Raw genomic sequence first — 20623 nt, 5'->3', positions numbered from 1 at the left:
GACCGTGGTGGCTCTGACGAGCCTCGTGCTGCTGCGCGCCGAGCAGGGTGCCGGGGCCCCCGAGGCCCTGGACCCGACGACGTCGCAGTTGGGTGCCGCGGACGCGTCGACCGCCGCTGCCCGCCTGGAGAACCCGCCGGACCCCTCCGAGCTCCCGTCCCTGGGCCTGCAGTTCCACGGCACCTGGACCCACTACGACGCCGACGAGCGGGCCGAGGTGCTCGACCGCATCGAGGCCTCGGGTGCGCGCTGGGTGCGCCTGGACATCGGCTGGGCGATGCTCGAGCCCCAACCCGGGGTGTTCGACACCAGCTGGGGCCGCCCGCTGGTCGACGAGGTGATGGACCAGCTGCGCGAGCGCGACCTCAAGGTCCTGGTCATGTTCTGGCTGACCCCGTCGTGGGCGTCCTCGGAGAGCGACGCGTTCACCGCGCAGTACACCAGCCCCGACGACCCGGCCGACTACGCGACCGCGCTCGGGCGGGTGGCCCAGCGCTGGGGCGACGTCGTCGACGCCTACGAGATCTGGAACGAGCCGAACCTCGAGGTCTTCTACCACGGCACCGACCCCGAGACCTACACCGATCTGCTCTGCGCCTCCTACCCCGTGGTGAAGCGCGCCGACCCCGACGCCCGGGTCGTCTTCGGCGGGTTGATGTACAACGACGACGACTGGCTGCAGCGGGCCTACGACGCCGGGGTGGGTGGCTGCTACGACGTCATGTCGGTGCACTCCTACCAGGCCCCCGCCGACTCCCCGCCGAGCGTGGTCGACGACGGCGAGGTGTGGAACCTGCGCAACCTCGACGAGGTGCGCGACACGATGATCGAGAACGGTGACCGGCTGCCGATCTGGATCACCGAGTTCGGCTGGAGCGTCCACGAGAACGAGCCCGACACCGAGCCCTGGCGCCGCGGCGTCGACGAGGCCACCCAGGCCCGCTACGCCGCCGAGGCGCTGATCCTGCTGGCCGAGGACTTCCCCTACGTCGGGGTGGCCTTCTGGTACAAGGACGCCGTCAACGACGAGAGCACCGACCTGCACCAGGAGGGCTACGCCATGCTCGACGAGGACCGCCGACCGCGGCCGGTCTGGCGGACCTTCCGCGACCTCTACGGGATGACACGATGAGCCGGCTGCCGTTCCTGCCCGTGCTGGCCCGGGCGCTGCGCTTCCGCGCCGCGGTGGTGCTGGCCGTCCTGGTGCCCGCCGCCCTGGTCGGGGTGCTGGCCGTCGAGAACCGGCCCGACGAGACGACCGCGGTCGCGGTCGTCGGGGTCGCCCCCGAGTCAGCGGCGGTGCTCAGCACCGACGCGGTCCAGCTCGCGCTGGGCCGGTACTCGGTCGCCCTGACCTCCCCGGAGGTGCTCACCGAGGTGGCCGCCGAGACCGGCATCGACCTCCAGGCGCTCGACTCCGCGGTCGAGGTCACGGCCTCGCAGGAGTCCGGGAACCTCAGCGTGCGCGCGACGCTGCCCTCGCGCACCGAGGCGCTGCTGGCGGCACGCACCGTCGCCGAGCGCACCGTGACCATCGGCGAGGAGGACCCGCTGGCCGACGCCGCGGTCCTGGCCGGGGCCCGCGTCGAGTCGCCGGGGCTGCTCTCGGGCACCCGGACCCTGCAGGCGCTCCTCGTGCTGGCCGCGCTGCTCGCCGGCCTCGTCGTTGCCTACGCGCTCGAGGCCGTGCGGCCCCGGGTGCGCACCGGGGGCGACGCGGCCCGGGCCGCGGGGGGCCCGGTGCTGGGCAGCCTGCCCCCCTTCACCTCGTCCTGGCCCCGCCGGGCCGTGGCCCCCGACAGCGAGATCCTCGCCTCCGCGCGCTCGCTGCGCTCGGGCTTCCTGGCCTCGGCCGCGGGCGTGCCGACCGGGCCGGTCCTCGTCGTCGGCGCCACCCCGGGAGCCGGCGCCAGCACCGCGGGCTTCCTGCTGGCGCGCACCCTGGTCGACCGCGGCGAGTCGGCCCTGGTGCTCGACCTCGACCTCGAGCACGCCGGTCTGAGCGTCACGATGGGCACCCCGCGCCGCTTCGCCCTGCACGACGCGCTGACCGAGAGCGGCCCGCTCGAGGAGGTCGTGCACGACGAGGGCGGGGTCGCGGTGCTGACCACCGAGCCGATGCTCGGCTTCGACGACCTCGTCGACCGGCGCCTGCCCGACCTGCTGAAGCGGGCCTCGGACCGCTATGACGCCGTGCTCTGCGACAGCGCCCCGCTGGGCGGCGGCGAGGTCAGCGAGCTGGTCGCCGCCCACACCGCCTCGGCGCTGGTGGTCGTGCGGGCCGGCACGCCCGCCGCGCTGGTCGAGCGCAACGGCCGCCCGGCTCGACCGCCTCGGCGTCCCGGTGCGCGGCGTGGTCCTCAACCACGCCTCCCGTGCCGAGGCCGAGGCCCCCGGGCTCCACGAGACGGCGCGCGGTGACTGAGCCGGGTCCCGCCGGCCGGACGCGCCCGGCGGTGCGTGGCCGACCACCCGTGGTGCTGATGTACCACGGGTTCTGCACGCGGCGCCGCCCTGACGACCCCGAGAACCTGTTCGTGGAGGTCGGACGCTTCGAGCAGCAGCTGCGCTGGATGCTCGACCAGGGCTGGGTCGCCCTCGACCTCGACGGCTACCTGGCCGCGCTCGCGGACCCCGCCGGGAGACCCCGGCGCTCCTTCTTGGTGACCATCGACGACGGCTTCACCTCGGTGCTGCACCTGGCGGTGCCGGTGCTGGAGCGCCTCGGTGTGCCCGCGCTGCTCTACGTGCCCTCCGACCTGGCCGGACGCACGGCGACCTGGTTGCCCCGGCCGGGGGAGGAGCCGCTGCTCGACGCCGACGAGCTGCGCCACCTGCACTCCCTGCCGGTGGTCGAGCTGGGCGTGCACGGCGCCGACCACGTCGACCTGCGCGGGGTGGGCGCCACGGCGCTCGACCACCAGGTGCGGGCGGCGCACGGGCGGCTCGGGGAGCTGGTCGGAGCCCCGCTGCGCTCCTTCGCCTACCCCTTCGGCGCCCACGACGCCGCCGCCCGCGAGGCGGTGGCCCGGGAGGGCTTCGAGGTGGGCTTCTCGGTCTTCGACGACGCCGGTCGCCACGCGGTGAGCCGGGTCGACGTCAACGCCACCGACTCCCTGGCCTCGTTCCGGCTCAAGGTCCAGCTGCCCGGGTACCGCCAGTGGTGGTCGGCCCTCGACCGGGCCCCCTTCGTGCGGCGCGGCGTGCGGGCGGCGCTGACCACCCTGGGCGGGCGGCAGGACGACCGGTGAGCCCCTCGTCGGTCGCCCCGCCCCGCCCCCGGTCGCGGGCCTGGGGCGACGTGCCCCGCCGCCCCAGCCGGCGTACGCCGACCGGCCCGGGACGGCCCAGCCGTGTCCGCACCCGGGTGCGGGCGGGCCTCGGGCTGGTGCTGCTCGCGCTGGCCGGCGCAGCGCTCGGCCTGGTGCTGGCCGGTGCCGGCCTCGTCGTCGGTCCGTGGGCACCGGTGGCGCTCGTGGTCGTCCCCGTGCTGGGGGCCCTGGCCTGGCGGCGCAACGACCTCGTGGTGCCGCTCGCCGCGCTCACGCTGCCCCTGGGCCACGTCGCGGCCGGGCCGGTCGACCTCGTGCAGCTGGTGACCGCGCTGGTCGTCGCGGCCGTGCTGGTGCCGGCCGCCACCCGGCTCGACTGGCGGCTGCCGCCGTGGCCGGTGGCGGTGCCGCTCGGCCTGTTCGTCGTGGTCGCCGTGCTGGCCACGCCCCGGGCGCGCGACAGCGACCTGGCCTTCCGCCTCGACGTCCAGCTGGTGCTGCTGGTGCTGCTGGTGGTGGCGGTCCTGACCGCCGTGCGCACCACCCGGCGCCTGACGAGCGTGGTGGCGGGCCTGCTCGCGGCGGGTGCCGCCTCGTCGGTGTGGGCGCTGCTGGCCTCCGGGCCGACCGAGAGCTACTACGGCGGGAGCGTGGTCACCGGGCGCGCGGTGGGCGTCTTCTCCCAGCCCAACGAGCTCGGCCTCTTCAGCGCGGTGCTGCTCGTGCTGGCCGTCGGGACGGCGCTGAGCGTCCCCCCGGGACCGGCCTCCGCGCGGCGGTTGCGGGCGCTGGCCCTGGTCGCCTCGGTGCTGCTGCTCGCCGCGCTCGGGGTCTCGCTGTCGCGCGGCGCCTGGTTCGGCGCCGTCATCGGCGTGGTCGCCCTGGGCGTCCTCGTGCCCGCGACGCGGCGCCGCCTGCTGCGCGTCGGGGGCGGCCTGCTCGCGGGGGTGGCGGTGCTGGGTCTGCTCGGGGTCGGGCCGCTGGGCCAGGTCGTCGACCGGGTGGCCTCGGTGGGACAGGCCACCAGCAACCCCTACGACCAGCGCCCGCTGATCTGGGCCGAGGGCCTGCGCCTGGTCGCCGAGGCGCCGCTGCTGGGCCACGGGCCCGGCGGCTACTACCTCGAGGCCGCCGGGGGCGCGCTGCGCGCCGGTGCGGTCCTCGAGGTCGAGCACGCCCACCAGCTGCTGCTCAACACCGCGGTCGAGTTCGGGCTCGTCGGCCTGGGCGCGCTGCTGGCGCTGCTGGCCGGGCTGGGGGCGGGGCTGGCGGCGGCCCGCCGGGCCACGGCCACGCTCGACGCCGGCGCGCCCGAGCGCTGGCTGCCGGGGGTCCTGGCGGCCGCTCTCGTGCCGGTGCTGGCCCACGGCATGCTGGACTACCCGTTGCGCAACCCCGTGGTGCTCACGACCGTCTGGCTCGTGCTCGCCACCCTCGTGGCCGCCTGCACCGTGGCGGTCACCACGACCCGACCCGACACCGAGGACGCCCGATGAGACCTGAGCCCGCGCCACTGGACCGGCTGCGGCTGCTGGTGGTCACCCCGACCGGGCTGCTCGGAGGGTCGGAGACCTGGCTGCTGGACCTGCTGCGCACCACCCGCCCACGCGTGCAGGCCGAGGTGTGGATGCTGGAGGACGGGCCGCTGCGGAGCGAGCTCGTGGCCGACGGGGTGAGCGTGACGGTGCTGCCCACGGGCCCGCGGGCTCGTGACCTGGCGCTGCGCAACCTCGACCTGGGTCGCCGGCTGCGGCGCAGCGACGCCGAGGTGGTGCTGGCCAACGGTGTGAAGGCCGCGGCCGCGGTGGTCCCGGCCGCCCGCACCGTCGGCGTGCCGGTCGTGTGGGCCAAGCACGACTTCTCCTGGGACCGTGAGCTCGCGCCCCGCCTGGGCCGGATGAGCGACGCGGTGCTGGCCACCTCGCGCGCGGTCGCTGCGGCCACGGGCCGCGACGACGCCACGATCGTCCCGCCGCCCCGCCCGCCCGCACCGACGCCCCGCGCCGAGGCGGCGGCGTACTGGGCGGAGCGAGGGGTCGACACCGGTGACGGGTTGGTGCTGGCGCTGCTCGGTCGCCTGGTCGGCTACAAGGGCGTCGACACCGCCATCGAGGCGCTGGCCCACGAGGGCGCGCTGTCCTGGCGGCTGGTGGTCGCCGGTCCCGACGACCCGACCGAGCCGGGGGAGCGGGCGCGGCTCGAGGCGCTGGCCGACCGGCTCGGCGTGCGCGACCGGGTGCTGCTCACCGGCCCGGTGCCCGACGCCGGCCGCCACCTGGCCGCCTTCGACGCCGTCGCCGTGCTGACCCGCAGCGACGGGGAACGCTTCGGACGCGAGGGCTACTCGCTCGTCGCGCTCGAGGCGCTCGGCGCCGGCGTACCCCTCGTCGGTGCCGCCGGCAACCCGGAGGTCGAGCGGATGGCGCTCACCGCCGGTCGCGTGGTCCCGCCGAGCGACCCGAGGGCCCTCGCGGGCGCGCTGCTGGAGCTGCAGGAGCCCGAGGCCCGGGACCGCTGCGGCCGGGCCGGGCGGGCCGTCCTGGCCGAGCACCCCGACGCCGAGGCCTGCGGCCAACGGGTCGTGCAGGTGCTCGCCGAGGCCGCGCGGCGTCCGGGCGCGGGGCTGGTGGGCCCGCCGATGACGGTGCTGACCTGCTTCCGCGACGAGGAGGGGCACGTCGACGAGGTCGTGGGCGCCGTCCTCGACCAGCTGGGGCCAGACGACGAGTACCTGCTGCTCGACGACCGCTCCAGCGACAAGACGGGCGCCGAGCTCGCCGCGTGGGTCTCGCGCGACTCCCGCCTGCGGCTTCTTGACGGCCCCGGCGTCAACCTGTCGGTCGCGCGCAACGCCGGCTTCGCCCAGGCGCGCCACCCCCGGGTGGCCTGCACCGACGCCGGCTGCGCGCCGGGGCCGCGCTGGCTGGCCGGGCTGCGGGCGGCCTTCGCCGAGCCCGACCCCGTCGACCTGGTGGTCGGTGTCTACGACGTCGACGGCGGCGACCCGGTGCGCGACGCCGCCCGGGTCGCGCTGTTCCCCTCGATCGCCGAGGCCCGTCGCCCGGGACTGCTGACCCGCTGCGCGGGCCGGGTCACCGGGCGCAGCTTCTCGGCCCGCCGCCTCGACGGCCGCTCGATGGCCTGCGCCGTCCCGGCGTGGGAGGCCGCCGGCGGCTTCGACGCCCGGCTGCGCAGCTCCGAGGACGCCGTCTTCGGTGACGCGGTGCTCGCCGCCGGCGGCCGCAGCGCGCTGGCCCTGGACGCCCGGGTCACCTGGGCACAGACCGGCGACCTGGCCGACATGGCGCGGATGTACGCCAAGTACGGCGAGTGGGGTGGCCGCGCCGGCTCCTGGCAGCTGGTCAGCCGCGACCTGGTGCGCGCCTCGGCGTACGCCGTGGCACCGCTGGTGCTGGCGACGGGCGGACGAGGCGCGCGTGCGACCGTGCTCGCCGGCGCGGCCGGCTACCTGGCGCTGCCGGCGCTGCGGGCCCGCGACGTCGACGTGGTGCCTGGCACCTGGGCGATGGTGCCGGTCGTCGTCGCGCTCAAGGACGTGGCGAAGGCGGCCGGGTGCCTGCGCGGGCTGGCGGCCCGTGCGGCGGGGAGAGCCGGTGGCTGAGCAGGTCATCAGCGCGACGACCCACCGGGCCGCGCGCAACGCGGTGGTGCGCGCCGTCGCGGAGGTGCTCGGCAAGATCGCCACCCTCGCCTGGACCGTCGGGGCGGCGCGGATGCTGTCCGCCGACGACTTCGGCGCGGTGTTCTACGCGCTCACGATCATGCTCGTCCTGACGTCGCTGGCCGCCTGGGGCTTCGACAGCGGCCTCACCCGGCGCGGCAGCGCCGTGCCCGAGTCGCTGCCCCGGCTGTTCCGGGCCACCCAGCTGTGGAAGACCGGCCTGGCCGTCCCGGTGCTGCTGGTCGCGGGGCTGCTGCTGGCCGGCGTGCCGGCGGTCGGTTCGTGGCCGGTCCTGGCGCTGATGCTGGCCGCGGGCCTGCCCGAGCTGTGGAGCCAGACCATCCGCACCGCGGCCGCCTGCCGCCAGGTCTCCGCCGGGGTCTCGTCGGCCCTGGTGGTGCAGCGGGTCGCCACCGCCGCGGCGGTGCTCGGGGCGCTCGCTGCCGGCACCGGTGCCGAGGGCGTGGCGGCCGGGTTCCTGGCCGGCACCGTGGTCGGCTGGCTGGCCCACGTGGTGGCCGCGCGGCGCCTCGACGTGCGCCAGCCGCTGCGCGGGCTGGAGCGGGCCGACCTCGCCGCCGCGGTCCACGAGACCGTGCTGGTCGGCGTCAGCGGGCTGGTGCTGATGCTGCTCTTCCGTGTCGACGTGCTCATCCTCGGCCAGCTCGAGGGCGCCGAGGCGGTCGCCGTCTACACGGTCGCCTACCGGATCCTCGAGACGGTGCTCTTCGTGACCTACGCGATCAACTCGGCGGTGCTGCCGGTGCTGAGCTCGACCGCCAGCAGTGCGACGCGCCGCCTGGGCGTCGAACGGGCGATCGCGGTCGGCGGGTTCGTCTACCTGCCCTTCGTCGCGGTGTCGGTGATGGAGGGCCGCGACGTCATCGACCTGCTCTTCGGCCCGACGTACGCCGACGCGGCCGCGCCGGTGCTGGCCTGGCTGGCACCGGCGGCCCTGCTGCTGGCCGTGGCCAGCTTCACCGACTCGCTGCTGCACGTGCTGGGCCGCCACCGCGCCCTGCTGGCCTCCTCCAGCGTCGCCCTGGTCATCAACGTGGCCCTCAACCTCGCCCTCATCCCGGTGCTCGGCGCGACCGGCGCAGCGCTGTCGACGACGGCGTCGTACCTGGTGCAGGCCGTGGCGGTCCTGGTCTTCCTGGAGCGCGCGGGGGAGCGGCCCTCCGTCCTGCGCCCCCTGCTCAGCGCCAGCGGGGCGTCGCTCGTGCTGGTCGCGGTGCTGGCGCTGATCCACCTCCCGGTGCTGGCCGAGCTGCTCGTCGGCGCCGTCGCCTACCTCGCCACCTGGCTGCTCCTGGTGCGGCGCCTGGCACCCGAGCAGCAGCAGGTGCTCGTGGGGCTCCTGCGCCGCCGCGTCGCCTGACCGCGACCCGGCGCCCGCTCCCGGCGTACGCCGCTGTGTGGCCGAGCTGGGAGGCGCGTCGAGTCGGCGCCAGTTCCCCCGTACGCCGCTCCGTTGGTCGAGCAGCAAGGAGCGCCAGCGACGCGCGTCGTCGAGACCCCGCAAGAATCGCGCGGACCTCGGCGTACGCCATGGGGTCACCGGGTTTCGACGACGCTCGAGCCTCCGGCCCTCGCTGCTCAACCAGCGGAGTGCCGTACGCCGTCGTGGTGCTCGCGCAGGGAAGAGCTGGGTCTAGGTGCGGTGGTGGAAGGTGACCTGGTTGTCCCCACCGATGACGACTTCGTAGTCGGGGTCGTGGATACGTCGGTGGTGGTACGGGCACAGCAGGCGTCCGCGGGCCAGGTCGGTGAGGCCGTGGTGGGCCCAGGGGTCGTCGTGGTGGGCGTGGCACATCGCGGGTGGTGCGTCGCAGCCCTTGGCGGTGCAGCCGCCGTCGCGGATGCCCATCGCGATGCGCTGGGTCTTGGTGAAGAACCGCTTGGCCCGGCCCACGTCGAGGGGTTTGCTCTTCCCGTCGAGGACGACGGGGACGATGCCGGCCTCGCACGCCAACCGGCGCGCGGCCCCGGCGCTGATCCGGCCGCCGGTGTCGAGCGCAGCCGCTGCTAGCCCACCCTGGAGAGTCGCGAGGGTCATCGTGACCACGACGGTGGCGTTGACCCCGCCGGCGCGTGGCAGTCGCTTGGGGTCGAGGCGTTCGATGAGCTCGACGAACGCATCGCCCAGCCGCTGCGCGGTGGGCCGGCGTGCCGGCTCCGGTGCCTCGTCCGTGCCTACCCTGTTGGCGATCTGGTGCTTCGGGGCGGCGAACGCCAGCAGGGCTTTCTCGAGCATCTGCCCGACCAGGGTCGGGACGGTGAAGGAGCCCCTGATCCGGCCGTGGCCGTCCTCGCGCATCCGGAACACCGAGCTCTTCTCGGCCTCGCGTTCCTCGCGGTCGAGATGCTCGGCCTCCCAGGCCTCACCGACCTCGGGTGCGACGACGTCGAGGATCCGGCGCCCCAGCACCCGCAACGCTTTCGCGTCGTGCACCTGCGCGAACTCGACCAACGCCGCAGTCGCGTCTCGGAGGACCGCCGGGTCGAGGTCGTCGGGCAACGCGTCCAACGACGCGCAGATCACCGACGCCTGCTCCGCGACCAGGTCCCCGCAACCGAGCGCTTCGCGCACCATTACGTGACGAGCGAGCCCTTCGGCCAGGCGCACCTGACGGAACGACTCGCGCTTGGTGGTCCGGGTGACGTTGGAGTGCCACACCGCCAGCGACGGCGAGGCGTTGCGCTCCTGCACCGCGACGGTCTCGGCGTGCTCCAGCAGCCGGGACTGCACTGCGGCCAGCCGTGCCTGGAGCCGCGAGGCCTCCACGATCGCCTGCGCGGTCTCGGACTGGCTCATCGACCAGGCCGACATATCGGCGACCTCGTCCAGCACCGCGTGGGCCCGCGCGACAGCACTCCCGACGGGGTGCGCGGCGGTGGTCGACATGAGTGAAGTATCTCAGCCGCCACCGACAAAGCACCAGGTCAAACCCCGTTTTCCACAGACGGCTCGAAAACTTTTTCGAGGGTGCGGAAGTGACTGGTCGAGGGTTCAAACCTGACTGCTCGGTGGTTCAGAAGTGACTGCTCGGCCGACTTGGGGTCGGGACGGGCGAGCCCCCATACTTCCCGCTCGTGACCACTACGACGCAGTCCTCCCGACCCGCACTCAGCTCCGGCTGGTCCACCCTGTCCCGAGCGTTGGTGGTGGTCCTCGGCCTCGCGCTGCTCGGCAACGCGGTCAACGCGGTGTTCTCGTCCTGGGCCTGGCGCACCTTCGCCGGCTGGGCCTCCGACCCGGCCTCCATCGACCAGGGCCGGGCGACGGCGTACGACGCCGGCACCGTCGTCATCGGGCTGGTGCTGGTCGTCCTGCACATCATGGTGCTGGTGCTGATGATCATCTGGCTGTTCCAGGCCCACCGCAGCGACCGGATGGACCCGGCGCGGCTGGAGCACAGGTCGGGGTGGGCGATCGGTGGGTGGTTCGTGCCGGTGCTCAACCTGTGGCGGCCCTACCAGATGGTCGAGGACGTGCGGCTGGGCGGCCGGAGCGGCTCGGGCCCCTCGACCAACGTCGTCCTGTGGTGGTGGATCAGCGTGGTCGGTGCCTCCATCGCCAACCGCGTGACCACGGTGCTGCTCGGTGGCGCGGACCCTGCCGACCCCGACTACTTCTCTGCCCTCGCGAACGCCAACCTGTCCGACGTCGTCGCATCGGCCCTGTGGGTGGCGGCCGCGGTCCTGGGCATCCTGGTGGTCAAGGACGTCACCGAGGCTGTGGAGCAGTCGCCGCACGCGCCCGCCCCGGCGCGCACCTGATCAGTCCTGGCCCGCGCGGCGGCGGGCGGCCAGCGCGACGGCGGCGCGACCGCGCAGCCCGCGCGGCAGGGCGTAGGTGCCGACCGGGTCGTCGGCGTCGGCGAAGCGGTACTTGTAGTCCTCGTCGCCGCGCAGGAACCGGAACTCCCGCGCGCCCGACTCGAGCGCGTCGCGCACGGCGTGCACGAGGAGCACGAAGCCCACGGACTCGCGGTCCATCTCCGGATCGCGCCCGAACTGGTAGCAGTACACGTCGGGGCCGAAGGCGAAGGTGAGCAGCGACGAGACGCACCGGCCGTCGACGTCCATCGACCACAACCGCAGCCAGCCGCGCTCCAGCGCCAGCGTGGCGAAGGCCCGCGTGAAGCGGTGCTGGCGGGGGTCGAGCAGGGGGCTGTCGCCCTCCCACCTCGCGGCGTGCAGGGCAAAGAGCGCGTCGAGGTCGCTCGAGAGGGTCTCGGCGGTGGCCAGGCGGACCACCACGTCGTGGTCGCGCTCGAGGGTGCGCGGCTTGCGGTTCACCTGACCGCGGAAGTTCTTGCTCTTCGAGGCCAGCCACGACTCCCAGGTCAAGCCCTCGGCGAAGCGCAGCACCGGGCTCACCTCGGTGCTGATCGGGCGGGCGTCGAACGGCTCCCACCAGGGCGCGGCGACCGGGCAGTCCTGGAGGAGCACCACGTCGGCCGGCAGGTCGCCGCCCTCCAGCGCCGCGCGCAGCAGGGGAGCGGCCCGGGGCAGGTCCTCGGGCGCGCAGACCGGCCCGAGCAGGTCGGCCGGGCCGTGGCCGATCCAGCGCACCTGGCGCAGCGCACGACCGCGCGAGTGCAGCGGCAGCACCACCCGGGGTGCCTGCGGGTCGTCCACGAGCACGTGCGGGGTGGCGCCGTCGGCGTACTCGCCCCACCACGTGCTGGCCCAGGCGTGGGTGGCGAAGAGGTTGCGGGCGGCCAGCGCGAGGTCGTCCCAGGTCGTGGGGTCCGGTCCTCCGAGGGGCAGCACGGCGCGAGTCTAGGGGGGAGGCACCGCATAGGGTGGCGGCGCCATGGACGCCCTGGACCTCTACGACGAGCACGCGCGCGAGCGCCTGGTGCCCGAGCCGCCCAAGCGGGTCGACGCGCCCGAGCGCACCCCCTTCGAGCGCGACCGCGCCCGCGTGGTGCACGCCGCAGCCTCCCGGCGGCTCGCGGCCAAGACCCAGGTGGTGGGTCCGCAGAGCGACGACTTCGTGCGCAACCGGCTCACCCACAGTCTCGAGGTCGCCCAGGTGGCCCGCGACCTGTCGCGCGCGCTGGGCAGCCTGCCCGACATCGCCGAGACCGCGGCGCTCGCCCACGACCTGGGCCACCCGCCGTTCGGCCACAACGGCGAGCGGGTGCTGGCCGAGCTGAGCGGTGCCTGCGGCGGCTTCGAGGGCAACGCCCAGACGCTGCGGCTGCTGACCCGGCTCGAGGCCAAGACCATCGACGCCGAGGGCCGCTCGGTCGGGCTCAACCTGACCCGGGCCACCCTCGACGCCTGCACGAAGTACCCGTGGCCCCGCGGGGCCGCCGAGGCACCCAGCGGGGTGCACGCCGACGGCTCGCCGCGCGAGGTGCACAAGTTCGGGGTCTACGAGGACGACCTGCCGGTCTTCGACTGGATGCGCGCCCCGGTGCCCGGGGGTGGGGTGCGCCGCTGCCTCGAGGCGCAGGTGATGGACCTCGCCGACGACGTCGCCTACTCGGTGCACGACGTCGAGGACGGCACCGTCGCCGGCCGCGTCGACCTCACCGAGCTCGACACCGCAGGGGTCTGGGCGACCGTCCGCGCCTGGTACGAGCCGGGCGCCGACGACGACGTGCTCGACGAGGTGCTCGCGGGGCTGCGCTCGGTCGGCTCGTGGCCCACCACGCCGTACGACGCCTCGCGGCGCAGCCTGGCGGCGCTGAAGAACCTGACCAGCGACCTGATCGGCCGCTTCTGCGGCGAGGTGCAGGCCGCGACCTTCGCGGCCGCCGACGGCCCGTTCGTGCGCTACCGCGCCGACCTGGTCGTGCCCGAGCGCACCCGCCTCGAGGTCGCGGTGCTCAAGGGGGTCGCGGCCCACTACGTGATGCAGGCCGAGGACCGCATCGCGGTGATGTCGCGCCAGCGCGAGCTGATGGCCGAGCTGGTCTCCCTGCTCCTCGAGCGTGGTCCCGACGCCCTCGACCGGCCCTTCGCCGACGACTGGCACGAGGCCGGCGACGACGCCGAGCGGCTGCGGGTGGTCGTCGACCAGGTGGCCTCGCTGACCGACGCGAGCGCGGTGGCGCGCTGGGAACAGCTCAGGGCCCGCGGCTAGCGTGTGGCCATGACCGATCAGCGCGAGCCGCTCGTCTGGCTGCCCTTCGACCCCGCCGAGCTGGGGGAGGTGCCCCGCGGTCTGCGCTACGAGGTCGTCGACCCCCGCGAGCACGTGCCCGACACGGTCGCCGACGTCGCCTTCTACGTGACGCCGTACGCCATGGGGCCGCAGGTCGGCGACGTGCTGGAGCGGATGAGCGGCCTCCAGGTGGTGCAGACCCTCAGCGCCGGCGTCGACAACGTGCGCAGCCGGGTCCCCGAGGGCGTCACCCTGTGCAACGGCCGCGGCATCCACGACACCTCCACCGCCGAGCTGACCCTGACGCTGGTGCTGGCGGCGCTGCGCGACGTGCCGGGCATGGTCCGCGACCAGGACCAGCACCGGTGGAACACCCGGTGGCGGCCCTCGCTCGCCGACAAGCGGGTCCTGCTCGTCGGGTACGGCGCGATCGGCCAGGCGATCGAGGACCGGCTGCTGCCCAACGAGTGCGAGGTCGTCAAGGTCGCGCGCACCGCCAGGGAGACCGAGCGGGGGCCGGTGCACGGCTTCGACGAGCTGCCCGACCTGGTCGGCGACGCCGACGTGGTGGTGCTCATCGTGCCGCTCACCGACGAGACCCGGGGGCTGGTCGACGCCGACCTGCTGGCGCGGATGAAGGACGGCGCCCTGCTGGTGAACATGGCCCGGGGCCCGGTCGTCGTCACCGCCGACCTGCTGGCCGAGCTGCACGCCGGCCGCCTGGTCGCGGCCGTCGACGTGGTCGACACCGAGCCGCTGCCCGCCGACGACCCGCTGTGGGACGCACCCGGTCTGCTGGTCTCCCCGCACGTCGGCGGCGCCACCTCGGCCATGTGGCCGCGCGCCCACCGGCTGGTGCGCGAGCAGCTCGAGAGGTACGCCGCGGGGGAGCCCCTCCACAACCAGATGACGGGCGAGTACTGACCGCGCCCGCCCGCCCGTAGGATCGCCGACGTGGTGGGCAGGATTCGCGAGCAGAGCATCGCCGAGGTGCGCGAGAAGGCCCGTATCGACGAGGTCGTCTCGCAGTACGTGACCCTGCGCAACGCCGGCGGCGGCTCGATGAAGGGCCTGTGCCCCTTCCACGACGAGAAGTCCGCCTCCTTCCACGTCACCCCCTCCCGCGGCTTCTTCCACTGCTTCGGGTGCCAGGAGGGCGGCGACGTCATCAGCTTCGTGATGAAGATCGACGGGCTCTCCTTCGGCGAGGCCGTCGAGCGGCTCGCCGACAAGTCCGGCGTGGCGCTGCAGCGCGACGAGGGCGACGGCACCTACGAGAAGCCCAAGGGCCCCCAGCGCGGCCGGCTCGTGGAGGCGCACAAGGAGGCGCAGGCCTGGTACGCCGACCAGCTCGCCACGCCCGACGCCCTCGTGGCCCGCCAGTTCCTCGACGAGCGCGGCTTCGACCAGACCGCCGCCCAGACCTTCGGTGTCGGCTTCGCGCCGCGCGACGGCGAGGCGCTCTTCAAGCACCTGCGCCAGAAGGGGTTCAGCGTCGACGAGCTGACCACCGGCGGGCTCGTCGCGGTCGGCCGCTCGCCGTACGACCGGTTCCGTGGACGGCTGCTGTGGCCCATCCGCGACGCCTCCGGCGACACCATCGGCTTCGGTGCTCGCCGCATCTTCGACGACGACCGCATCGACGCGAAGTACCTCAACACCTCCGAGACCCCGATCTACAAGAAGAGCCAGGTGCTCTACGGCATCGATCTGGCGCGCCGCGAGATCGGCCGGTCCAGCCAGGCAGTCATCGTGGAGGGCTACACCGACGTGATGGCCTGCCACCTGGCCGGCGTCGGCACCGCGGTGGCCACCTGCGGCACCGCCTTCGGCGACGAGCACGCCAGGGTGCTGCGCCGCTTCCTCAACGACCACGAGGAGTTCCGCGGCGAGGTGATCTTCACCTTCGACGGCGACGCGGCGGGCCAGAAGGCGGCCCTGCGGGCTTTCGGCGGCGACCAGAACTTCGTGTCCCAGACCTACGTCGCGGTCGAGCCCGGCGGGATGGACCCCTGCGACCTGCGCATCCAGCAGGGCGACGCCGCCGTGCGCGAGCTCGTGGCGCGCCGGGTGCCGCTCTACCGCTTCGTGCTCTCGAACGTGGTGTCCCGCTTCGACCTCGACCGCGCCGACGGCCGGGTCGACGCGCTGCGCGAGGGGGCCAAGCTGGTCACGAGCGTGCGCGACAAGTCCAAGGTCGACGCCTTCTCGCGCGAGCTCGCGCAGATGGTCGGCACCGACCCCGACGAGGCGCGGTCCGAGGTGCGCCGGGCCGCGGCCCGCGGCCCGCAGAGGTCCGGGCGTCCTGACCGGCGCGACAGCGCCACCACCGGCGCCCCGTCGCCCGGCGCGGGGGAGCAGCCGGCCGCCCCGGCGCGCCAGGCGCTGCCCGACCTGCGCGACCCCCGCTTCGAGCTCGAGCGCGAGACGCTGAAGCTGGTGGTGCAGCACCCGATGGCGATCGGTCGCAGCACCGCCGACATCGGGCCCGACGACTTCACCCACCCCACCTACCGCGGCGTGTGGGCGGTCGTGGCCGCCGCCGGCGGCCCGGCCGCCGGTGCGGGCGACCCCGGGTGGGCGGGGCGGCTGCGCGACGGTGCCAGCGACCCCGACGTGCTGGCGGCGGTCTCGATGCTGGCCGTCGAGCCGCTGCTGACCGACAAGGAGCCCGACGCGGCGTACGTCGGCCACCACGTGCTGCGCCTGCTCGAGCTGACCGCGGCCCGGCGGATCACGGAGGTGAAGTCGCGGCTCCAGCGCACCAACCCCGTCGACGACCCCGACAGCTACAACCGGATGTTCGGCGAGCTGGCCGCGCTCGAGCAGCACCGCCGCGCGCTGCGCGACCGGGTGGTGGGCGCATGAGGTTCTCTCGGCGGAGCGCCCGGCCCGACCTCGACGTCGCCCGCGGCGAGCGGCTGCTGGCCTGGGCCGGCCCCGAAGGCCCCGACGGTCCCGACGGCCCCGACGGCCCGTGGTCGGCGGCAGCCGCGATGCGCTCTACCTGCGGCGGGGCCAGGCACCGGTGCGCCGGCTGCCCTGGGAGCAGGTCGAGGCGGCCGACTGGGACGCCGAGACCGACACGCTGCGCGTCAGCGAGGTCGGCTCGTGGGGCGAGCAGCGCGTCGAGCACGAGCTGGTGCTGCACGAGGCCACCCGCCTGCTGGAGCTGGTCCGCGAGCGGGTGACGGCCAGCATGGTCTACCAGCACCAGGTCTCCCTCGGCCCGCGCCGCGGACTGCGGGTGGTGGCCCGCCGGGCGCCGTCCGGGCGCGAGCCGGTGCGCTGGTTCTACGAGTACGACGAGGGCGTCGACCCCGCGGATCCGGCGGTCCGGGAGGCGGCCGAGCAGGCGCTCGCCCTGGCCCGCCAGCAGGTCGAGGGCGGCTGAGGACCTCGATTTCTCACCGCCCGAGCACCTTGCTACTGTGTGCGCGCTGCACCGATCCCCTGTAGCTCAACTGGCAGAGCATTCGACTGTTAATCGGAGGGTTGTTGGTTCGAGTCCAACCGGGGGAGCAGAGAGCGAAGGGCCCGCACGCGACATCGTCGCGGCGGGCCCTTCGGCGTTGCTGGCGGGGCTACTCGCCCCAGCCCATCGCGAACACCTCGAAGGGCGCGGCCAGCGGGGTGCCGAGGCGCTGCCCGCTCGCGCGGGCCATGCCCTCGAGGAACTCGCGGGCGTCGAAGTCCTCCCAGCCCAGGCCGTCGATGTAGGCCCGGTGCGCCTCGAGGGAGGCGACGCCGGCGTCGAAGCTGCTCGTCGTGTCGACCGCGTGGGTGGCCTGCGGGGAGCCGAACGCCCACACCTCGCGCACCCCGCCCCACGACTCGAGGGTGCCGACGGACCGCTCGCCGGTGAGCTGCTCGGGGAAGACCCAGCGGTTGCCGGCGTCGCGCACGGCGTCAAGGACCGCCTGGCCGACGGCGATGTGGTCGGCCTGGTTGAGGTTGCGCCCGCCCCAGGTCTCGCGGAAGTTGCCGGTCAGGACGATGTCGGGGCGGTGGCGGCGCACGACCTCGGCGATCACCCGCCGCAGCGCGACGCCGTACTCCAGCACCCCGTCGGGCAGGCCGAGGAACTCGACCACGTCGACCCCGACGACCCTGGCGCTGTCGACCTGCTCCTGCTCGCGCAGCGGCCTCGCCTCGTCGGGGTGCAGCGCGTCGATGCCGGCCTCACCGCTGGTGACCATGCAGTAGGCGACCTCCTTGCCCTGCCCGGTCCAGCGCGCCACCGCCGCCGCGGCCCCGAACTCCAGGTCGTCGGGGTGCGCGACCACGCACAGCATCCGCTGCCAGGTCTCGTCGAGGTGCTCCAGGGGCTGCGGTGTCTCGGTCGGCTGCGACATCCCCCGAGACTGGCACGCCCCGCCCGGCCGCGCATCCCCTCCGCCGGGGGCCGGGCGCCCGCGGGAGTTTCATCGGGCACCCGATGCACCTGTCGCCGGCACCATGAAGGTTCATCGTCCCGGCGGGAGCTCTGTCGGGCACCCGATGAAACTCCCGGGCCCGGCGGCACCCGCGGTGGGGGAGGCTGGCTAAGGTACGACGCCGAGGGGCGGTAGCTCAGCCGGTCAGAGCAGAGGACTCATAATCCTTGGGTCGTGGGTTCGAGCCCCACCCGCCCTACCAGGGGATCGCCGTGCCTGGGGCTACTGTGCCCGGCATGGGTGACAAGGCGGCCGACCTGCTCGACGCGCTGGTCGGGGCCGGGCCCCGGGTGCTGCTGGCCCTGGGGGTCGTCGTGCTCGGGTACCTGCTGTCGCGGGGGCTGCGGTGGGTCCTGCAGCGGCTCCTGCGCTCGCGGCACACCCCGAGCTTCACGACGGTGATGAGCAAGCTGGCTGGCTGGGTGCTGCTGTTCCTCGCGGTGATGGCCGCCGTCGTGCTGGTCTTCCCCTCGGTCAAGCCGGTCAACATGCTCGCCGGGCTCGGGTTCTTCTCGGTGGCCGCCGGCTTCGCGTTCCAGGACATCCTGGAGAACCTGCTCTCCGGCCTGCTGCTCATCCTGCGCCAGCCGTTCCGCTCCGGTGACCAGATCAGCGTGGGGGAGGTCTCCGGCACCGTCCAGGCGATCACGATCCGCGAGACCCGGCTCAGGACCTTCGACGGACAGCTCGTGCTGATCCCCAACCGCGACGTCTACAAGGCGGTCATCACGGTCCGCACCCACTTCCCGAGCCGCCGGGTGGCCTTCGTCGTCGGGATCGCCTACGAGAACGACACCGGCGAGGCGTGCCGGGAGATCCGCGCGGCGCTGGAGGAGAACCTGCCGCGCGTCGACGACACCCCCGAGCCGGAGGCCGTCGTGACCCAGCTGGGGGTCTCCACGGTCGACATCGAGGCCCGCTTCTGGTGCGCGCCCGACCAGCACGACGTCGTGCTGGCCACCGACGCCGCCATCCGGTCGGTCAAGGCCGCGCTCGACGGGGCCGGCATCGAGATGCCGGCCGACATCGTCGTCCTGCAGGCCACCCCGAGCCTGCGCGCCGCGATCTCGGGCGAGGCCGAGGTGACCCCCGGCGGCGGGGTGCGCGACTCCTCGGGCTAGGCGCGTTCAGCCCCTCGCGTCGTACGCCGCCCGCTCGCGCTCGGCGGCGACGCGGTCGCGGCTGCGCACCAGGCGCAGCAGCGTGACCAGGCCGATGCCGCCGACCATGTTGCCGAGCACGGTCCAGGAGAACCACCGCGCCCAGTCGGCGTACCCGAAGCCGGCCTCGCCGGTGTGCAGGGCGCCGAAGGCCATCAGCGAGTCGAGGATGGAGTGGAACATCTGCAGGCCCGCGAGCAGGAAGCCGATGGCCACGGCCGCGATGATCTTGGCGACCATCTCGTCGGTGCCCTGCTGCATGCGGGTCATCAGGGTGATGGCGGCGCCGGCGAGCACGGCGAGGCTGAAGGTCTCCAGCGACAGGCCCGCGTCGACGAAGTGGGTGCCCATGTCGACCAGGTCGGAGTGGTAGGCCGGGAAGGCCTGCACGACCAGCCACATGATCACCCAGCCGCCGAGCAGGTTGCCCAGCAGCGTCAGGCCCCACAGCCGCAGCAGCGAGCGGAACCGCGCCCGTCGTGCGGCCACCGTCACCACCGGGATGAGGAAGCCCTCGGTGAAGAGCTCCGAGCGCGCCAGCAGCAGCGCCACGAAGCCCAGCGAGAAGGCGATGCCGGCCAGCAGGTGGCTGCCGGTCTCGTGGTAGACCGCGAGCAGCGCCAGCACCCCGAAGGCCACCTCGGAACCGCCGAAGAAGCCGGTGACCGCGGTGGCCACCACGCCGCGGCCCATCCGCTGCACGCCCTCGTCGAGCTGGCGGTCGATGGCGTCCTCGAGCTCGTCCTCGAGCGGCCCGTCGGTGCTGCCGCGCGAGCGCGAGGGGTCGTCCGCGTGGTCGCGGTCGCCGGTGGACGGGTGCTCGCTCATGGGCCCATCCTGTGGCCGGTCGTGCCGCCCCGCCGCGCGCCGCGCCGCTCAGCCCTGCGCGTCACCGCTCTGGTCACTTTTCTGGCCGCCGCCCTGGTCACCGGTCTGGAGCCGGTCGATGTGCTGGGAGGCCTCGGCCTTGGTGAGGTCGGCGTCGATGGTCTCGCCGGCCTCGCGGGCCAGCGTGTCGAGGTAGCTCTTCTGGGCACCGGTGGCCGGCTCGTCGCCGCTGACCCAGTCCGAGGGGTCCTTCTCGGTGGCGCTGGGGTCGGGGCGCTCGGCACCCAGGACCTCGGGCTGCTCGGCGGGGACGTCGTTCGTACGTGCGTTCGATTCCATGCCGGTGACGCTACCCACCGGGGACCACCGCCCCAAGGCCCCTGTGGGGTGAGGGCCGGCCACGCGGCAGACTGGAGCCATGATCGCCGCCCCCAAGTACGGCTTCGTCGTCCTCGCCGTGCCCAAGTCGGGCTCCACCGCGCTGGAGGCGGCCTTCGCCAAGCACGCCCAGCTCGTGACCTCGGGCCCGCACTCGCTCAAGCACGTCGGGGTGCAGGGCTTCGAGCGTGACATCGCCCCGCTGCTCGACGAGCACGGCTACCCGCGCACCGGCTACGAGGTCGCGGCCCTGGTGCGCGACCCGGTGTCCTGGATGTCGTCGTGGTGGCGCTACCGCTCGCGGCCGGGCATCGTTGGCACCGCGACGTACACCGGCGAGATGAGCTTCGACGAGTTCGTGGGCCGGGTGTCGACCGGCGAGATCGACCTGCCCTCGCAGTCCAGCTACGTCACCGGCCCCGACGGCGCCCCCGGCGTCGACCGGCTCTACCGCTACGAGGACCTCGACGACTTCCTGGCCTGGCTGCACGAGTGCCTGGGGCCCAAGAAGGCGCGCAAGAGCCAGCTCAAGCAGCGCAACGTCTCGCCCGAGCGCCAGCACGAGGTCTCGGCCGCCACCCGCGACCTGGTCGAGGAGGTGTACGCCGCCGACGTGGCGCTGCACCGCGACGTCGCCACCGGACGCCTCACCGGCCGCTGAGCCGCACGACGGCAAAGCCTGACGAGCCCCGCGCCGAGGTCCCCGTCGGGGCCCGGCGCGGCTGGTACCTTCCCAGCGC

The 20623-nt window shown here is 74.4% G+C and carries 18 protein-coding genes and 2 tRNA genes; 15 read left to right on the top strand and 5 right to left on the bottom strand.

Going from position 1 to position 20623, the window contains the following annotated elements; all coding sequences use genetic code 11:
• Positions 1-4: 4 nt before the first annotated feature.
• From H0S66_RS19895 to H0S66_RS19870, 6 genes are read left to right on the top strand one after another with little or no spacing between them, the layout of a single operon-like run.
• Positions 5-1132 carry a cellulase family glycosylhydrolase gene (locus H0S66_RS19895; protein ID WP_179616899.1) on the top strand — a complete coding sequence of 376 codons (1128 nt, stop codon included), beginning with the start codon at positions 5-7 and terminating at the stop codon, positions 1130-1132.
• A complete protein-coding gene (locus H0S66_RS19890; RefSeq protein ID WP_180923702.1) occupies positions 1129-2421 on the top strand; it encodes a tyrosine-protein kinase family protein in 1293 nt (430 codons plus the stop codon). The genes H0S66_RS19895 and H0S66_RS19890 overlap by 4 nt, the downstream gene beginning before the upstream one ends.
• Positions 2418-3251, top strand: a complete 834-nt coding sequence (locus H0S66_RS19885; RefSeq protein ID WP_179616897.1) for a polysaccharide deacetylase family protein — start codon at positions 2418-2420, stop codon at positions 3249-3251. Before H0S66_RS19890 ends, H0S66_RS19885 begins: the two co-directional genes overlap by 4 nt.
• On the top strand, positions 3248-4768 hold the full coding sequence (locus H0S66_RS19880; protein ID WP_179616896.1) for an O-antigen ligase family protein: 1521 nt from the start codon (positions 3248-3250) through the stop codon (positions 4766-4768). Before H0S66_RS19885 ends, H0S66_RS19880 begins: the two co-directional genes overlap by 4 nt.
• Positions 4765-6894, top strand: coding sequence for a glycosyltransferase (locus tag H0S66_RS19875; RefSeq protein ID WP_179616895.1), 2130 nt, complete (start codon positions 4765-4767; stop codon positions 6892-6894). Before H0S66_RS19880 ends, H0S66_RS19875 begins: the two co-directional genes overlap by 4 nt.
• Positions 6887-8335: an oligosaccharide flippase family protein gene (locus H0S66_RS19870; protein ID WP_179616894.1), complete on the top strand. Its 1449-nt coding sequence runs from the start codon at positions 6887-6889 to the stop codon at positions 8333-8335. Before H0S66_RS19875 ends, H0S66_RS19870 begins: the two co-directional genes overlap by 8 nt.
• 273 nt (positions 8336-8608) lie before the next feature.
• Here H0S66_RS19870 and H0S66_RS19865 read toward each other — a convergent pair whose 3' ends face one another.
• Positions 8609-9862: an HNH endonuclease signature motif containing protein gene (locus tag H0S66_RS19865; protein ID WP_179616893.1), complete on the bottom strand. Its 1254-nt coding sequence runs from the start codon at positions 9860-9862 to the stop codon at positions 8609-8611.
• 188 nt (positions 9863-10050) lie between these two features.
• Here H0S66_RS19865 and H0S66_RS19860 point away from each other — a divergent pair, with 188 nt between their 5' ends.
• Positions 10051-10737 (top strand): DUF4328 domain-containing protein, encoded by a 687-nt coding sequence (locus tag H0S66_RS19860; protein WP_179616892.1) that lies wholly within the window; start codon positions 10051-10053, stop codon positions 10735-10737.
• Here the strand turns inward: H0S66_RS19860 and H0S66_RS19855 are convergent, their stop codons facing one another.
• Positions 10738-11736, bottom strand: coding sequence for a GNAT family N-acetyltransferase (locus H0S66_RS19855; protein WP_179616891.1), 999 nt, complete (start codon positions 11734-11736; stop codon positions 10738-10740). It lies immediately after the preceding gene.
• Between the two features lie 43 nt (positions 11737-11779).
• Between H0S66_RS19855 and H0S66_RS19850 the strand changes: the two genes are divergently transcribed.
• From H0S66_RS19850 to H0S66_RS19830, 5 genes are all read left to right on the top strand, one after another.
• Complete coding sequence (locus H0S66_RS19850; protein WP_179616890.1) at positions 11780-13060, top strand: deoxyguanosinetriphosphate triphosphohydrolase; 1281 nt, start codon at positions 11780-11782, stop codon at positions 13058-13060.
• 9 nt (positions 13061-13069) lie between these two features.
• Entirely contained in the window at positions 13070-14005 is a 936-nt protein-coding gene (locus H0S66_RS19845; RefSeq protein ID WP_179616889.1) for a 2-hydroxyacid dehydrogenase, read from the top strand.
• A gap of 30 nt (positions 14006-14035) precedes the next feature.
• Positions 14036-15949, top strand: a complete 1914-nt coding sequence (gene dnaG, locus H0S66_RS19840) for a DNA primase (RefSeq protein ID WP_179616888.1) — start codon at positions 14036-14038, stop codon at positions 15947-15949.
• Positions 15950-16058: 109 nt separating this feature from the next.
• Positions 16059-16475: a hypothetical protein gene (locus H0S66_RS19835; RefSeq protein WP_180923698.1), complete on the top strand. Its 417-nt coding sequence runs from the start codon at positions 16059-16061 to the stop codon at positions 16473-16475.
• 55 nt (positions 16476-16530) lie between these two features.
• A tRNA-Asn gene (locus H0S66_RS19830) sits at positions 16531-16603 on the top strand.
• 62 nt (positions 16604-16665) lie between these two features.
• Here H0S66_RS19830 and H0S66_RS19825 read toward each other — a convergent pair.
• Complete coding sequence (locus H0S66_RS19825; RefSeq protein WP_179616886.1) at positions 16666-17436, bottom strand: PIG-L deacetylase family protein; 771 nt, start codon at positions 17434-17436, stop codon at positions 16666-16668.
• 206 nt (positions 17437-17642) lie between these two features.
• Here H0S66_RS19825 and H0S66_RS19820 point away from each other — a divergent pair.
• Both H0S66_RS19820 and H0S66_RS19815 read left to right on the top strand, forming a co-directional pair.
• Positions 17643-17719, top strand: a tRNA-Ile gene (locus tag H0S66_RS19820).
• Positions 17720-17753: 34 nt separating this feature from the next.
• Positions 17754-18638: a mechanosensitive ion channel family protein gene (locus H0S66_RS19815; RefSeq protein WP_179616885.1), complete on the top strand. Its 885-nt coding sequence runs from the start codon at positions 17754-17756 to the stop codon at positions 18636-18638.
• Between the two features lie 6 nt (positions 18639-18644).
• On the opposite strand, the gene H0S66_RS19810 is transcribed toward H0S66_RS19815, so the two are convergent.
• Both H0S66_RS19810 and H0S66_RS19805 read right to left on the bottom strand, forming a co-directional pair.
• Positions 18645-19505, bottom strand: a complete 861-nt coding sequence (locus tag H0S66_RS19810; protein WP_179616884.1) for a formate/nitrite transporter family protein — start codon at positions 19503-19505, stop codon at positions 18645-18647.
• 48 nt (positions 19506-19553) lie between these two features.
• Positions 19554-19844: a DUF3072 domain-containing protein gene (locus tag H0S66_RS19805; protein WP_179616883.1), complete on the bottom strand. Its 291-nt coding sequence runs from the start codon at positions 19842-19844 to the stop codon at positions 19554-19556.
• 79 nt (positions 19845-19923) lie between these two features.
• Here H0S66_RS19805 and H0S66_RS19800 point away from each other — a divergent pair, with 79 nt between their 5' ends.
• Entirely contained in the window at positions 19924-20544 is a 621-nt protein-coding gene (locus tag H0S66_RS19800; protein ID WP_179616882.1) for a hypothetical protein, read from the top strand.
• Positions 20545-20623 lie beyond the last annotated feature (79 nt).

The sequence above is a fragment of the Nocardioides marinisabuli genome (assembly GCF_013466785.1).
Taxonomy (GTDB): domain Bacteria; phylum Actinomycetota; class Actinomycetes; order Propionibacteriales; family Nocardioidaceae; genus Nocardioides; species Nocardioides marinisabuli.
Note: the sequence above shows the minus strand (reverse complement) of the source record. Positions and strands in the feature narration are given on the sequence as shown.

Bases quoted from the DNA above. Each gene is read 5' to 3' on its own strand.
- H0S66_RS19810 (WP_179616884.1), bottom strand. From the start codon at position 19,505: ATGAGCGAGCACCCGTCCACCGGCGACCGCGACCACGCGGACGACCCC.
- H0S66_RS19800 (WP_179616882.1), top strand. From the start codon at position 19,924: ATGATCGCCGCCCCCAAGTACGGCTTCGTCGTCCTCGCCGTGCCCAAG.
- H0S66_RS19850 (WP_179616890.1), top strand. From the start codon at position 11,780: ATGGACGCCCTGGACCTCTACGACGAGCACGCGCGCGAGCGCCTGGTG.
- H0S66_RS19825 (WP_179616886.1), bottom strand. From the start codon at position 17,436: ATGTCGCAGCCGACCGAGACACCGCAGCCCCTGGAGCACCTCGACGAG.
- H0S66_RS19865 (WP_179616893.1), bottom strand. From the start codon at position 9,862: ATGTCGACCACCGCCGCGCACCCCGTCGGGAGTGCTGTCGCGCGGGCC.
- H0S66_RS19805 (WP_179616883.1), bottom strand. From the start codon at position 19,844: ATGGAATCGAACGCACGTACGAACGACGTCCCCGCCGAGCAGCCCGAG.
- H0S66_RS19890 (WP_180923702.1), top strand. From the start codon at position 1,129: ATGAGCCGGCTGCCGTTCCTGCCCGTGCTGGCCCGGGCGCTGCGCTTC.
- H0S66_RS19815 (WP_179616885.1), top strand. From the start codon at position 17,754: ATGGGTGACAAGGCGGCCGACCTGCTCGACGCGCTGGTCGGGGCCGGG.
- H0S66_RS19875 (WP_179616895.1), top strand. From the start codon at position 4,765: ATGAGACCTGAGCCCGCGCCACTGGACCGGCTGCGGCTGCTGGTGGTC.
- H0S66_RS19845 (WP_179616889.1), top strand. From the start codon at position 13,070: ATGACCGATCAGCGCGAGCCGCTCGTCTGGCTGCCCTTCGACCCCGCC.